Genomic DNA, 14092 nt, shown 5'->3' with positions numbered 1-14092 from the left:
CGTCAGGAGTGGGAGGCGGTGGCGAGTTGTCAGGCCTGCCACCGCTTGCTGCGCAGCCTGCTTATCCCCTGCGAACGGGGAATGATGTGGTTGTTTTGCCGCGCCTGCGAACACGCAGCGCCCGCGCGGTCGAAATTACGGCAGCGGAGGTACCGCGTCCTCGTCACCGATGAAGTCGACCGACGAGTACTCGTGCAGCTTGGTCAGGCGGTGGTAGGCGTCGATCATGCGGACCGTGCCGGACTTGGAGCGCATGACTATCGACTGGGTCGACGCGCCGCCTCCGTAGTAGCGCACTCCGCGCAGCAGATCGCCGTCGGTGACGCCGGTAGCGCAGAAGAAGACGTTGTCACCGGAGACCAGATCTTCGGTGCTGAGCACGCGGTCGAGGTCGTGTCCGGCGTCGATGGCCTTCTGTCGTTCCTCGTCGTCCTTGGGGGCGAGCATGCCCTGTAGTTCGCCACCCATACAGCGCATCGCGGCGGCGGCGATGATGCCCTCTGGCGTGCCGCCGGTGCCGACCAGGATGTCGGTGCCGGAGTCCGGGCGGGCTGCGGCGATCGCGCCCGCGACGTCTCCGTCGGAGATCAGACGGATGCGGGCGCCCGCGTCACGCACCTGCTGGATCAGTTCGGCGTGCCGGGGACGGTCCAGGATGCAGACTGTCAGGTCGGATTTCAGGGAGTTCTTGGCCTTGGCGACTCGCCTGATGTTCTCGCGGATCGGGACCGAGATATCGACCACGTGGGCGGCGTCCGGGCCGACGGCGATCTTGCGCATGTAGAACACCGCCGAAGGGTCGAACATCGCGCCGCGCTCGGCGACCGCGAGCACGGCAATCGCGCCGGGCGAGCCCTTGGACATCAGTGTGGTGCCGTCGATCGGGTCCACTGCGAAGTCCACTTCGGGGCCGGTGCCGTCGCCGACGGCCTCGCCGTTGTAGAGCATGGGCGCTTCGTCCTTCTCGCCCTCACCGATGACGACGACGCCGCGCATGGACACCGAGCTGACCAGCTGCCGCATGGCATCGACGGCGGCGCCGTCGCCCCCCTCTTTGTCGCCGCGTCCGACCCAGCGGCCCGCGGCCATCGCTCCGGCTTCGGTCACACGGACCAGTTCGAGCGCGAGGTTGCGGTCGGGCGCCTCGCGGCGGCTCGGTTTCGGGGAAGATGCCGTCATTGCGAGGTGCCTCCTGTGCGTCGGTACGTACCGGTCAATTGTCTCATTCGATGTGGCACGGTCGTGCACCTGTTCCATGGATCGGGGTGCGCGGGGAAGTGCCGCCCGACAAGTGGATACTGGGAGCGTGTCGTACCAAAAGCCACGCATTCTGAACGACTACCGGGATCTGTTCTGGTCGCTGATCCCATTGGTGTTGATCGCCGTGGTGTTCGCGGGTCTTGCCAGTCAATGCAGTTTCGCCGCCAACGGGCCGACACAGGGGCAGATTCCGCATTTCGATGCGCAGGCCGCTCTCACCGCGGACGCGCGCTCGCTGCCGTTCCCGATCCGCAACCCGGACCTGCCCGCCGACTGGACGCCGAACTCCGGTAGCCGCGAATCCATCGGCAGTACCGGCGGCGGACCGGTCAGCACCATCGGCTACATCACACCGCAGGGCACCTATATGAGGTTCAGTCAGAGCAACGCGACCGAGGAGGCGCTGGCGAGGTTTGTGCTCGGGTCCCGATACGCGAGCGGCACCGAGCAGATCGGCGAGCAGAAGTGGATCGTGTACGCCGAGCAGGGATCGGAGACCGCGTGGATCGCGGACCTCGGTCAGTCGAGGGTACTGATCACCGGCGCGGGCAACCATTCGGCGTTCGCGACGCTCGCTCAGGCGATCACCGGCGCCTCACCGCTGACGCGCTGATCAACTGGGCGCGACCCAGGTCAACCCAGCGGCCTGCGCCGCATCGCCGAACCGTTTGTCGTAGGCCACGACGGTCGCGCAATGCCTGCAACGCCGCGCTCGCCTGGCGCTCGGCGCGGGTCGACCTGCCGCCGATGACCGCGCCTTGCCTTCTCTCGCCTCCGCCGTTAGCGTTGCGGCAGGTGCGAGACACGTGCCGAACCGAAGTCGGAGGTCGATGAATATGGCTGTTCTCAGCCGTTTTTCGCATGCCTTCCTCCGGTTCGCGCACCTCTGATTCCGCGGACGCTTCGACGCGAACCGGGTCTTCTTCGATGACCAGGAGTGTCACGTGTCTTTTTCTCTTTCCACCGAGCTGACCACCGAGCGTCTCGTGCTGCGGTCGTGGACCTCAGACGAGGCGTCTGCCGTACTCGGTGACCGACGCGGCGCCGTGTGGGCCGCCGACTTCCCTGCCGAGGGCGATCGGGTCATCGCGGGACTGCTCACCAAACATCCGGACTGGCTCGGTCCATTCGGGCATCGATTGATCATCGAGCGCGTGAGCGGATTCGTCGTCGGGTCGATCGGGTTGTTTTGGCCTGCGACCGACGGGCAACTGGAGATCGGGTACGGCATCGTCGCATCGCGCCGGGGTCGTGGTTACGCCACCGAGGCGACCAGGGCACTTGCCGCCCACGCACTGACCGCGCCCGAGGTCCACACGGTCTCCGCCGAGGTGGAGTTGTCCAACCCACCCTCGGTTCGTGTGCTGGAGAAAGCTGGGTTCGTGCGGCTGAGCGTGCAGGACGGCATCGCACGGTACTGCGCCGCGGCGACACGCCGATAGTGGTGGCCCGGCGGCGCCGTCGGTCAGCGGTGGCTCACCACGTTGACGATGGCTCCGCTGGGGTCGCGGACGAAGAAGCGGCGTACGCCCCATGGCTCGTCGCGTAGGGGGTAGACGATGTCGGCGCCCGCGGCGGTCATCGCCTCGTGCACGACGTCGACGTCGTCGACCTCCACGCTCATGGTCGGCTGGAGCTGCTCCGCGTCCGGACCCATCAGCAGGACCTGGGCAGTCGGGTTGGACGGCGACACCATCGTCACGACCCAGCCCAGGTCCATCGCTTCGTGGAAGCCCAGCAGTCGGTAGAAGTCGCGGCTGGCTTCCATGTCGGTGGCGCGGACGTCCGGGGTCGCGCGGCGGATGCTCATTGCCGCTCCTCCAGGTCGGTGCGGTGCAGCGCGTCCTCTACTCGCTTGCGTGCGCCGGCCAGGTGTTCTTCGCAGCGGTTGGCCAGCGCCTCGCCGCGTTCCCACAGAGCGAGGGACTCGTCCAGGTCGAGGCCGCCCTGTTCGAGGATCTTCACGACGTTGACCAGTTCGTCGCGGGCGCGTTCGTAGCCGAAGCCCGCGACCTCGGCCTGCTCGGCGGCCGGGTCTGCTCCTTTTCCGTTCCCACCCGTGGACTTGCCGGGATCGGCCAAGGTCAGTTCCTCCCTGTGTCGGTGTGCTCGGCGCCGAGGGCCTGGGTACCGAGCGCGGCGGCCGTGACGGCGCCGTCGGCGACCCTGATGCGCAACTGGCTGCCCGCGGGCGCGTCATCGATCGTGCGCACCACATGCCGCTCCGGACCGGTGACGCGTTGTACGACAGCGTAGCCACGGGCCAGTGTCGCGGCCGGGCCCACGGCGGTGAGTTTCTCGCGCAAATGCCTGGCGGCCGTGGATTCGGTGCGGATGAGTTGCTCGGCGCAGCGGCGCGCCGCCGTTCGCAGGCGCTCGACTTCCTGGTGGCGGAGGTCGAGTTCGCGCAGTGGGTCGGCCAGCACCGGCCGGGACCGCAGCTGGGCCAGCGCCTCGGTCTCGCGGTCGACCCACCCGCGCAGCGCGGCGGCGGTGCGAGCACGCAGCTCACGGACGCCGGCCACCTCGGCGGCGGCGTCGGGGACGACGCGCTTGGCGGCATCGGTCGGAGTGGCCGCGCGGAGATCGGCCACGAAGTCGCTGAGCGGGTTGTCGGGTTCGTGGCCGATCGCGCTCACGACAGGGGTGGTCGCGGCCACGATGGCGCGGCACAGCGCCTCGTCGGAGAACGGCAGCAGGTCCTCGACGCTGCCGCCGCCACGCGCGAGCACGATCACGTCGACGGCCGGATCGTGATCCAGCTCGGCCAGTGCGGCGAGCATCTGCGGTACCGCGGTCGGACCTTGCACCGCGGTATTGCGAATCTCGAAACGCACTGCGGGCCAACGATTTCGCGCGACAGTCAGGACGTCGCGCTCGGCGGCGCTCGCGCGCCCGGTGATCAGGCCGATCGTCGTGGGCAGGAACGGAATCGGACGCTTGAGCCGGGGATCGAACAGACCCTCGGCGGCCAGCAGCGCCTTGAGTCGCTCGACGCGGGCCAGCAACTCGCCGATGCCGATGGGGCGAATTTCGATTATGCGCAAGGAGATCGTGCCGCGACCGGTGAAGAACGAGAGCTTGCCGTAGACCACCACCCTGCTGCCCTCCTGCAGCGGGACCGCGGAATTGCGGAGGAGATCCGGGTCGCACGTCACGGACAGGGACATGTCGGCAGACGGGTCGCGCAGCACCAAGAACGCGGTGCGCGTACCGGGGCGCACATTGATCTGGGTGATCTGCCCCTCGACCCAGATGCTGCCGAGCCGGTCGATCCATTGGGCAACCTTGATGGCCACCGAACGCACCGGCCAGGGTTGTTCGGCGGAATTGGCCCGCGTCCCTGCCCCAGTCTGTGAGCCGTCCTGGGCCGTCCGGTCAGGCATACGCGGAATCTGTCATAGGGAGCCGTCCTGATATGAAGAACCGTCCTGTGTCATGCGGTCAGGCGTACACGCATGTGATGGGGAGCGGTCCTGTTTCAAGTGGGTCGGGTATACGCGAAGGGGCAGGCATCCAGGCATGTCATGCGGTCAGGGGCATACGCCGAGGCGACTGCCCGGAGCTTATCTCGGCCAACACGGTGGAGGAGGGTGTTTCGGTTCGGTCACTGGGCCCGCACAGTGGCGATTCGATTCGTCAGCATGGTCACGAATGGCGCCCTGGCGCCAGTGCGCTGTTCGTACTCCAGCAACGCGGTGAGGTCCTCGACCGTCAGCATGCGCAGGCGGGCGCGCAGCTGGGCCAGCGTCATCGTGGCGTAGCCGTAGCGGATGGCGACATCCGGCTCGGCGACCCCGGCCGCGGCGGGGGCGGGTTCTGGCTCGGCGGGTTCTGGCTCAGCGGGTTCTCGCTCAGCGGGTTCTCGCTCGGCGGTCCCTGGCTCGAAGATCGACGCCGAGGAGGTGTGGCCGTTGGTCTCGGTGGCACGGGCGACGGTTTCCGCGGGGAACGGTTCGGGTGCGCCGAATGGGGACGGTGCGGGCTCGTCGGCGGCGTACAGGTCGAAACGGCTGGCGCGAGTGGGCCCTGGGTTCGGGTCATCGGTGATGTCCTCATCGAAAGTGGCCCACTCCGGCTGCTCCACCGGGTTGTTGGACAACCGGTCGAAAACCGCGTCGCCCTTCAGCGCCAGGCTGGTCACGAACTGCTGGACGTGCATTGTCGTTTGCAGCATCTGACTGATGGCCGTGACCGGGAAATTCATTGCCGCCGTGGGTAGCCTGCGGGATTCCTCGAGGGCGTATACGGCGGCACCGGCGGCGACCCGGGCCAGAAACGGTGGTCGGAACATGGTTCTAGCCTGCCCGAAATGGTGTGTTATTCAAAGGATGGGGCGCGCGGTTCGCATATTCGTCTATCCAGGCGCGACGGATCGGCCGGCATTGCGAGATGTGGCCTGCGGAGGCGGAGGACGAACGTTGATCCCGGCACGAGCCGCCATCGGGTCCTGCGCCGCCGGGCTTCGCTCGCGATCGCCTTCCGCCCCATTTCGCAGCCCTTGACCGGTCGATACCGCACGACGAGCGGTGATTGTGACGGACAACTCCCGGACGTGGCGGGGACGGGGCCCGCACGTATCCTGTGGGCATGTCCTCGGCCATTTCCTTGAACGTCGGAATCGCCCGCTCGGCAGGCGCCGGAAACGCCGATGCCGACGGCGGTAAGCGAGTGCTGCTCGCCGAGCCACGCGGGTACTGTGCCGGTGTCGATCGTGCGGTCGAAACCGTCGAAAAGACGCTGGAGAAGCACGGTGCGCCGATCTATGTGCGCAAGGAGATCGTGCACAACCGACATGTGGTGGAAACGCTGCGTGAGCGCGGCGTCGTCTTCGTCGACGAGACCGACGAGGTGCCCGAGGGTGCGGTGGTCGTGTTTTCCGCGCACGGTGTCTCGCCCGCGGTGCACGAATCCGCCGCCGCGCGCAATCTGCACACCATCGACGCGACCTGCCCGCTGGTGACGAAGGTGCACCAGGAGGCGAAGCGGTTCGCCCGCGACGACTACGACATCCTGCTGATCGGCCACGAGGGTCATGAGGAGGTCGAGGGCACCGCCGGTGAGGCACCCGACCATGTGCAGCTGGTCGATGGCCCCGACGCGGTCGACAGGGTCAGCGTGCGCGACGAGTCGAAAGTGATCTGGCTCTCGCAGACCACCCTGAGCGTGGACGAGACGATGGAGACGGTGCAGCGGCTGCGCGCCCGGTTCCCCGGCCTGCAGGACCCGCCGAGCGACGACATCTGCTACGCCACGCAGAACCGCCAGGTCGCGGTGAAGGCGATGGCGCCGGAATGCGATCTCGTGATCGTGGTCGGCTCCCGCAACTCCTCGAACTCGGTGCGCTTGGTCGAGGTCGCGCTCGGTGCCGGCGCCAAGGCGGCCCACCTGGTGGACTTCGCCCGCGAGGTCGACCAGGCCTGGCTCGACGGTGTGCGCACGATCGGCATCACCTCCGGCGCGTCGGTCCCGGAAATCCTGGTCCGCGGCGTCCTGGACATGCTGGCCGAGCACGGCTACAGCGATGTTCAGCCCGTCACCACCGCGAACGAGACCCTGGTCTTCGCGCTGCCCCGAGAATTGCGCACCACGCGCCCCTGAGTGAATCGTGTCCGCAGACGCCGCGGAAGGGATCCGATGACGAGCTTCACGAGCGGCTGAGGCAGCGGGCGGAAAGTCCTTCCCCAGACGCGACGACGAGGCAGCTGCCGCTATAGGTTCTCCGGCCTGCGCCGCTCGGTGCGGCTCGAATCGCGTTCGCGGTAGCGGACATTGGGCTGAGGATGCGGGGGCACATCGCGGCGGCGGCCCGCGGCCCGCGGCGGTTCGCCCTCCGCGCGGGGCATGGCCGCAGTCGGGCGGGAGACGCCGCGAGCGGGGGTTCGGCCCTCCCGTGGACGGGACGGCGCGACCCGGGGCGGGGCGTCGGCGACCTGTGTTGCGGGGCGGCGGGCCGGGCGGGGAGCTTCCTCGTCCAAGTCGGGCGCGTCGGCATCATCTTTCGGGCGGCGTGTCCTGCGGCGTGCCGAGTCCGCGAGCGAGCCGGAGGGGCGGCCGGGCCGTGGCCGCTTGGCCGCGGGCCTGCCCCGGCTCTCGCCACGGCGCGAGGCCGGTGACCGGGTCTCCGCCTCCTCACGGCGGTGCATCATGATTCGGCCGCCGCTGATCAGCAGAACGATGGCGGTGGCCAGCACCATGGTCGGGAACCGGTTCACCAGTGGAATCGCAAGGTTCAGCAAGATGTCCTTCAGGGAGGTCGAGCCTCGCCCGGAGAGTTGCTGGTAGGCCAGCGGCACCGCGACGAACAGCAGCAGCGGCGGCAACACCATCGTGCTGAACAACCCGCGGTAGCGCACGGCAGCGACGGCGGCCACACACCCCACGATGTACAGCGCGGTGAACGAGCCGGTCAATTCGCCGCCGTCGCCGCCGGCATCGATCAGAAATCCCACAAACGTGCAGGCAACCGCGATCAGGACCACCGCGCCGACCGGGAGTCCCGGCACCGACGGCAGGATCGAACGTTGCGGCGCGGGCACCCGGGATCGCACACGTTGGGAAGCAGCCACGATATGCACACTAACCGCCGCAGTGATCGGCGGCGTGACGGCAGGGCCGTTGCCCGGCTACTCGCCGGCGTCGGCGAAGCCCACCGGACGTGGCCAGGAACCCGCCCGTGGGATCGCGGGCACCTTCTGTCCAGCTATTTTCAGGCCGTGCAGCGTGCGTACGGTGACCATAACCCGCGACTCCACGAGAGCGACGGTGCGTCGAAAGCACGCCATGCCCAGCTGCGCGCCGACCCGGCCCAGGCGCCTGCCGGTCATGCCGTTCATTGGCAGAGTTCGCAGCCCAGGTGCCGCATCGTCTTCATGCCCGTGAAGAACATTCCCTGACGCCAGCCGAACACGACCGTGCGCAGCAACGCGATCGGGGTGGGGCGAGGATCACGTTCCGGCCGAACAGGTACTCCAGCAGCCGTGACGGTGGTCAGCGCCGCATCCAGGAAACGGATCGCCGGCACGAGCGGCATGAACTCCGGCGCCGGATCGAAAACTGCCCAGTACGCCTTGTCGGCCAGCGATGTGCGCCGCCCAATATGTTGGGACGTGCCTGGTGAGCAGCTGCCCCGCGGGTCCGGGGTCGTCGGGTCGCGCTGGCGTCCAGATAGGCGGCTGCCTCGAGCCTTCGCTCGGCCCGGCGCATAAGCGGCTGCCTCGCCTTCGCTCGGCCCGGCGCATAAGCGGCTGCCTCGAGCCTTCGCTCGGCTCGGTGCGTAGGCGACTGTCTCGAGCCTTCGTTCAGGCCCGGCGCATGTCGTCGAACTCGCTGGCCTGGACGCGCAATCACACGCGCGCGGCGGCACGGCAAATCCGCTGAGGCGGCGCGGCAATTGGAGTCTGTCGGTGGGTTGGCCTACGGTTTCGCGGCATGCGGATGCTGCACACCTCGGACTGGCATATCGGGCGCACGTTCCACGGCGTGGATCTGCTTGCCGACCAGGCCCGTTCACTGGCCGCGATCGCGGAGCTGGTGGTCGAGGAGTCGGTCGACGTCGTCGTGCTTCCGGGGGACGTGTATGACCGGTCCATCCCCAGCGCCGACGCGATCGCGGTGTGCAACCGGGGATTCGAGGCCATCCGCGCGGCCGGGGCGCGTATCGTCGCGACGTCGGGCAACCATGATTCGCCCGCGCGGCTCGGGGCGGGCGCGAGTTTCGCCGCGGCGGGTGGGCTGCATCTGCGCACCACCGTTGCCGATGCCGACCGGCCGGTTCTGCTCGAGGACGAGCACGGACCGGTGGCGTTCTATGGCATCCCCTACCTGGAGCCGGAAATTGCCCGCACCGAACTCGGTGTGCCGAAGGCGCATTCGCATGCCGAGGTCCTCTACGCCGCGATGGGCCTGATCCGCGCGGACATCGCCGGCCGCGACAACGTGCGGACGGTGGTGCTTGCGCACGCCTTCGTCGTCGGCGGGGAGGCCACGGGATCGGAACGGTCGATCTCGGTGGGCGGAGTCGAAACGGTGCCGCTGACCGCCTTCGAGGGCATCGATTACGTGGCGCTGGGCCACCTACATTCGCCGCAGGCGCTGTCGGAGTCGGTGCGCTACTCAGGCTCGCCGCTGCCGTATTCCTTCGCGGAGAACTCGCATAGTAAGGCGGTGTGGATCGCCGAACTGGACAAGACCGGATTGCACTCGGTTCGGCGCCGGGATCTGCCGGTGGTACGTGGACTGAGCAAAATCACCGGCACCCTCGACGAGTTGCTGACCGACGCGGACTACACCACGGCTGAGCAGCACTACGTCTCGGCGGTGCTCACCGACATCGCCCGTCCCGTCGACGCCATGCGCAAGCTGAGGGAACGGTTCCCGTTCGCGGTACACGTGGAATGGATGCGGCCCGATGGTAACCCGGAATTGCGCTACCGTGAGCGGGTGCACGGCCGCCGCGACACCGAAGTCGCTCACAGCTTCCTCACAGACGTCCGTGGCGCGCCGAGCGGTGGCGAAATGGCATGGCTGGAACGCGCGCTCTCCGCCGCCGTCGCGGAACGGGAGCCGGAAGCGGCGGTCGCCGCCACGAGCGGGGAATTGTCCGCATGACCGTGCCGTATCCGGGTGTCGGCATGGGCGCGGCGGCATGAGGCTGCACAAGCTGGAGATGACCGCTTTCGGCCCGTTCGCCGAGGCCACGGTCGTCGACTTCGACGTGCTCGGCGCCGACGGGCTGTTTTTGCTCCACGGCCAGACCGGCGCGGGCAAAACGACCGTGCTGGACGCGATCGCGTTCGCGCTCTACGGCCGAGTTCCGGGTGCGCGCGGCGAGAGCAAACGGCTGCACTCCGATCACGCGCCGGAGCAGACGCCGCCGCAGGTCGTGCTCGAGGCGACCCTTGGCGGGCGGCGGCTGCGCGTGACCCGCACTCCTGAATTCGAGCGGCCCAAACGGCGCGGCACCGGCATGCGCACCGAACCCCCCAAGGCGACACTGACCTGGTTGGACGGCCGCGGCGAAAACCTCTCCCGGATCGGCGATATCGGTGACGAAATTCTTCGCCTGCTCGGCATGAGCGCCGACCAGTTCTTCCAGGTGGTGTTGCTGCCACAGGGCGATTTCGCCCGATTTCTGCGGGCGGAGAACGAAGACCGGGAGAAGCTGCTCGAAAAGCTCTTCGACACCAGGCGTTTCGGTACCGCCGAGCAGTGGCTGGCGGATAAACGCCGTGCCGCGGAAGTCGAATTGGACGCGCGTAAGCAGGGCATCGATCGGCTGATCACCCAGATCGGTATGGCGGCCGGGGCCGCAGTGGCGGAGTCGGTCGACACGCTGGAAGCCGTCGGGTGGTCGCAGGATCTGCTGTCCACCGCGCGCGCCGATCTGACCACGTCCGCCAGGGAAACCGAACACTGCCACCAGGATTCGGCACGGGCGCGCGCGAGAGCCGAGGAACAGCGCCGGCTGCACGAGCTGCACCGCCGCATGGCCGCGGCCCGTCGGCAGCTCGACGACTACGCTGCGAGAGCCGACCAGCGCGCCGCCTTGCGGACAGAACTCGAGCTCGCGCGCCGCGCCGAACCGGTCGCTGCCGCGATCGGCGAGGCGCGCTCGTCGGTGCTGGCTTTGCGCCGCAAGTCTAGCGAAAATCGCAGCGCGGCACAGCAATTGGCGGCGCGACTGCTCGAGCCGGCGGGCGGCGATCTCAGTGGCATCGAGCTGGTCCGATCCGCAGGTGCCGCGAGCGAGGGTGTGCCGGAGGTACGGGAGGACGCCGACCTCGACGTGGCCATCCGGCGTTGGAGTGGGCAGATCGGCGCGTTGGACGAAGTGCGCACCGATGCCGCGACCGCCACCCGTCTCAGCGGCGAGCTGAACGCGCTGCGCGACGAGGACGCGGCGCTGGCCACGAGGATCGCAAAGCTCACCGAACTGCGCGACGCGCTTCCGGCCGCGCTCGCCACCGCCGAGGACAGGCTGCGCGAGGCGGCCGAAGCGGTCGCGGCACTGCCGGGGTTCACCGCGGAAACCGAACGACTGCGGACCGCCGCGACGGCAGCCGTCGAACTGGCCACTCGCCGAACGGCACTCGACCACGCCAGGGTCGAGTTGGAGACCGCCCGCACGGCCCACCTCGATGCCAAGGAGCTTGTGCTCGACCTGCGCGAGCGCAGGCTGACCGGCATGGCCGCCGAACTTGCCGGCGAGTTGGTCGACGGCCGACCGTGCGCGGTCTGCGGGTCAGCCGACCATCCCGTGCCGGCCCAGCCCACCGGCACCGCGGTGTCCAAGCTCGAAGAGGACGCCGCCGTGGCGGCCGAGCGCTCGGCGGAAGACACCCGCGACCGGGTGCTTACCCACATCACCGGGCTCGAACGGGAAATCGAAGCGCTTATCGCGCGCGGCGGCGACACCGACCGTGTCGAGCTCGCCGCCGCGCTGCGCGCCGCCACCGACCGCTACGAGGACACCGCCGAGCTTGCGGCGCGCACCGACGACCGCACTGCCGAACTGACGAGGCTGCGCGGCGAAGAAGCTCGCCTGCACAACGAGCTGCGCGAGTCCACCGCCCGCCGCAGTGCCGTCGCCGCCACCATCGCCTCCGCCGACATGCGCCTCGCCGAACTCATCGACCGCCTGCGCACAGCGGCGGGCTCCGACGAGACCATCGACCGCCGTCGTGCCAGGCTCATTGCCCTCGTCGCGGACGCCACCGCTCTGCGCGATGCCCGGGTAGCGGCGGCGGCGGCCCGTGACCAGGTGTCGATTATCGCCAACCGGGTCGAGAATCTTGCCTGCGCAGCAGGATTCGTACCAGAAGTGCCGATCGGTGGTCTGAGGCCCGGTAGCGGCGCCTGCGCGGCAGCGGCACATCGTTCGGCCGCCGCGGACGCGACGGCGGGCAGTGTGCTCCGGTCCGGCGAAGCCATTGCCTTGCCCGCGGAATCGTCCGCCGCTGACAGCGATGCCGCGGCTGCCGACGTCGGCACTGCTTCCGCCGCCGACGGCGCTGCCGCGCCCGACGACGACGCTGCTGACGCCGAAGTCGACTCGGTACGCGATCCCCGCGAGGTTTCGGTCCGCGCCGCGACCAGTGCTCCGCGCGATGACGTCGCGGTGCTGACCGCCTATGCGAAGGTCGTCACCGCTGCCTCCCGTACCCCAGAGCGGCAGGCCGAGCTCGAGGCGGAACTCGTGGCAGCCGACCGTGCCCGTGCCCATGCGGAAGCGGTTCTGGCGGAGCCGGAGATCCAGGCGGCGGCGGCGCTGGAGCCGGGCGACCTTGCCGAACTCGACGCGCAGGTCGCTGCCGCGCAGGACAGGTTGAACGCCGCGGTCGCTACCCACGCCGAAGCGAGCAAGCGGGTGAGCCTGCTCGAGGATCTCGGCGGCCAGCTCTGGGCCGCCGTCGACCGAATCGCCCCTGCACAGCAGGCCTATGCGGAACTGGCCGGTCTCGCGGAGGTCGTCGCAGGGCGGGGCGAGAACAATCGGCGCATGTCGCTGCGCTCCTATGTCCTTGCCGCCCGCCTGGAAGAGGTGGCGCAGGCCGGGTCGCTGCGGCTGCGCAGAATGTCCGGTGGCCGCTATGAATTCGTCCACTCCGACAAAGCGGGGCCGCGCGGTCGTCGAGGCGGGCTCGGGCTCGACATCCGCGACGACTACACCGGCGTCGTCCGACCGACCAAGACACTCTCCGGCGGTGAAACATTCATGGCCTCGCTGTCGTTGGCGCTCGGCCTGGCCGACACCGTCGCGGCCGAATCCGGCGGCCTCGTACTGGACACCCTCTTCATCGACGAGGGGTTCGGCGGTCTCGACGCGGACACCCTCGATGCCGTGATGGGTGTGCTCGACGAACTCCGTGCCGGTGGGCGGGTAGTCGGTGTGGTCAGCCACGTGGACGAGATGCGCCAGCGCATCCCCAGCCGCCTACACGTCCTGCGCGGCCGCACCGGCTCCCACCTGGAAGCCACCGTTACCTGACGAGCGAGCGGCTTGTCGGCGATCGTCCGGATGGGTCACTGCGGATATGGTGACGAGATTCTCCAGGCCCGCGAAACCCTTCGGGTTGACAGTGAAAAGAGGCAGACGATTGGTCGATGCGATCGCCGCGATCAGCAGATCAATGCGGCGAGGCTTGGGACTACGCACGGCGGCCAGCACGGCAGCGACAATGTGCCCGTAGCGGCGTGCGGCCCAGGTATCAAACGGGAGCGGCTCGAACAGCGCCTCGGCGTTCTGCAGCCGTTCGATGCGTCGGGCACGTTCCCCGGAATCATCGGTGTAGTGCGGTCCTGCCGCGAGTTCGGCCATCGTCACCGAGCTGATCAGTATCTCGGGAGGCAGTTCGCCCGAGTCGAGATCATCGAGAAGAATCACGACGTTGGTGTCGACCAAGCCGCGCTCCAGGGAGAGCGTCACTTGCCGTTCTCCACCGCGAATTCGCCTCGGCGGTGTGCGCGATCGTATGGATCGTAGAGCGCGTCATCGACGTACCGGTCGGCATCGTCGCGGCAAGTCTTCCCAACGGACGACAATCCGGCGAAGGCGGCGAATACTTCGTCGCGTGGCACTGCTGTCCGCCGCCTCGCATTACGGTGCGGAATCAGATCCGCGATCGGCGTTCCGTCGACGGTAATGGTGTACGAGCGCCCGGCCCCGACCTCGCGCAGCACGCGGCTCGCGTGATTGCGAAGTTCGCGTTGCGGAATCTCGGGGAGTTCGGCAGGAGCGGTCATGTTTCCAGGCTAGCCGCAGGGCGAGGGCTGGGCTACGCAATTACTACGGGCTGGCTACAGGCGTCGTAACATGCTTGGCTGTCCGGCG

15 protein-coding genes are annotated in these 14092 nt (G+C 68.6%); 5 read left to right on the top strand and 10 right to left on the bottom strand.

Features of this window, described 5'->3' with window-relative positions; genetic code table 11:
* Positions 1-135: 135 nt before the first annotated feature.
* On the bottom strand, positions 136-1179 hold the full coding sequence (glpX, locus tag AB0H00_RS13410; RefSeq protein ID WP_357265347.1) for a class II fructose-bisphosphatase: 1044 nt from the start codon (positions 1177-1179) through the stop codon (positions 136-138).
* A 127-nt stretch (positions 1180-1306) separates the two neighbouring features.
* On the opposite strand from glpX, the gene AB0H00_RS13405 reads away from it, so the two are divergent.
* Positions 1307-1873: a DUF4245 domain-containing protein gene (locus tag AB0H00_RS13405; RefSeq protein ID WP_357265345.1), complete on the top strand. Its 567-nt coding sequence runs from the start codon at positions 1307-1309 to the stop codon at positions 1871-1873.
* Positions 1874-2204: 331 nt separating this feature from the next.
* Complete coding sequence (locus AB0H00_RS13400) at positions 2205-2702, top strand: GNAT family N-acetyltransferase (RefSeq protein WP_357265343.1); 498 nt, start codon at positions 2205-2207, stop codon at positions 2700-2702.
* A 23-nt stretch (positions 2703-2725) separates the two neighbouring features.
* Here the strand turns inward: AB0H00_RS13400 and AB0H00_RS13395 are convergent, their stop codons facing one another.
* From AB0H00_RS13395 to AB0H00_RS13380, 4 genes are all read right to left on the bottom strand, one after another.
* A complete protein-coding gene (locus AB0H00_RS13395) occupies positions 2726-3070 on the bottom strand; it encodes a VOC family protein (RefSeq protein WP_357265341.1) in 345 nt (114 codons plus the stop codon).
* A complete protein-coding gene (locus AB0H00_RS13390) occupies positions 3067-3342 on the bottom strand; it encodes an exodeoxyribonuclease VII small subunit (RefSeq protein ID WP_357265339.1) in 276 nt (91 codons plus the stop codon). Before AB0H00_RS13390 ends, AB0H00_RS13395 begins: the two co-directional genes overlap by 4 nt.
* A 2-nt stretch (positions 3343-3344) precedes the next feature.
* The gene (xseA, locus tag AB0H00_RS13385; RefSeq protein WP_357265337.1) at positions 3345-4646 is read right to left on the bottom strand and encodes an exodeoxyribonuclease VII large subunit; all 1302 of its coding nucleotides are present in this window, start codon (positions 4644-4646) and stop codon (positions 3345-3347) included.
* Between the two features lie 221 nt (positions 4647-4867).
* A complete protein-coding gene (locus AB0H00_RS13380) occupies positions 4868-5554 on the bottom strand; it encodes a lipid droplet-associated protein (protein WP_357265335.1) in 687 nt (228 codons plus the stop codon).
* Positions 5555-5850: 296 nt separating this feature from the next.
* On the opposite strand from AB0H00_RS13380, the gene AB0H00_RS13375 reads away from it, so the two are divergent.
* Positions 5851-6861: a 4-hydroxy-3-methylbut-2-enyl diphosphate reductase gene (locus AB0H00_RS13375; protein ID WP_357265333.1), complete on the top strand. Its 1011-nt coding sequence runs from the start codon at positions 5851-5853 to the stop codon at positions 6859-6861.
* A gap of 110 nt (positions 6862-6971) precedes the next feature.
* Here AB0H00_RS13375 and AB0H00_RS13370 read toward each other — a convergent pair whose 3' ends face one another.
* Genes AB0H00_RS13370 through AB0H00_RS13360 form a run of 3 tightly spaced genes read right to left on the bottom strand, consistent with a single transcriptional unit; the run spans position 6972 to position 8293 of the window.
* Positions 6972-7829, bottom strand: a complete 858-nt coding sequence (locus AB0H00_RS13370) for a DUF6542 domain-containing protein (RefSeq protein ID WP_357265331.1) — start codon at positions 7827-7829, stop codon at positions 6972-6974.
* 57 nt (positions 7830-7886) lie between these two features.
* Entirely contained in the window at positions 7887-8087 is a 201-nt protein-coding gene (locus tag AB0H00_RS13365; RefSeq protein WP_357265329.1) for a hypothetical protein, read from the bottom strand.
* A gap of 5 nt (positions 8088-8092) precedes the next feature.
* Positions 8093-8293, bottom strand: coding sequence for a hypothetical protein (locus tag AB0H00_RS13360; protein WP_357265327.1), 201 nt, complete (start codon positions 8291-8293; stop codon positions 8093-8095).
* A 398-nt stretch (positions 8294-8691) separates the two neighbouring features.
* On the opposite strand from AB0H00_RS13360, the gene AB0H00_RS13355 reads away from it, so the two are divergent.
* Positions 8692-9870: an exonuclease SbcCD subunit D gene (locus AB0H00_RS13355; RefSeq protein ID WP_357265325.1), complete on the top strand. Its 1179-nt coding sequence runs from the start codon at positions 8692-8694 to the stop codon at positions 9868-9870.
* Positions 9871-9907: 37 nt separating this feature from the next.
* Positions 9908-13249, top strand: a complete 3342-nt coding sequence (locus AB0H00_RS13350; protein ID WP_357265323.1) for an AAA family ATPase — start codon at positions 9908-9910, stop codon at positions 13247-13249.
* On the opposite strand, the gene AB0H00_RS13345 is transcribed toward AB0H00_RS13350, so the two are convergent.
* Positions 13196-13687 carry a type II toxin-antitoxin system VapC family toxin gene (locus AB0H00_RS13345; RefSeq protein WP_357265321.1) on the bottom strand — a complete coding sequence of 164 codons (492 nt, stop codon included), beginning with the start codon at positions 13685-13687 and terminating at the stop codon, positions 13196-13198. The two genes, AB0H00_RS13350 and AB0H00_RS13345, sit on opposite strands and share 54 nt — an antisense overlap.
* Positions 13684-14004 (bottom strand): type II toxin-antitoxin system prevent-host-death family antitoxin, encoded by a 321-nt coding sequence (locus AB0H00_RS13340; protein ID WP_357265319.1) that lies wholly within the window; start codon positions 14002-14004, stop codon positions 13684-13686. The genes AB0H00_RS13345 and AB0H00_RS13340 overlap by 4 nt, the downstream gene beginning before the upstream one ends.
* Positions 14005-14092: the final 88 nt, after the last annotated feature.

It is taken from the genome of Nocardia sp. NPDC023852, from assembly GCF_040639505.1.
In the GTDB taxonomy this organism is placed as follows: Bacteria; Actinomycetota; Actinomycetes; order Mycobacteriales; family Mycobacteriaceae; genus Nocardia.
Note: the sequence above shows the minus strand (reverse complement) of the source record. Positions and strands in the feature narration are given on the sequence as shown.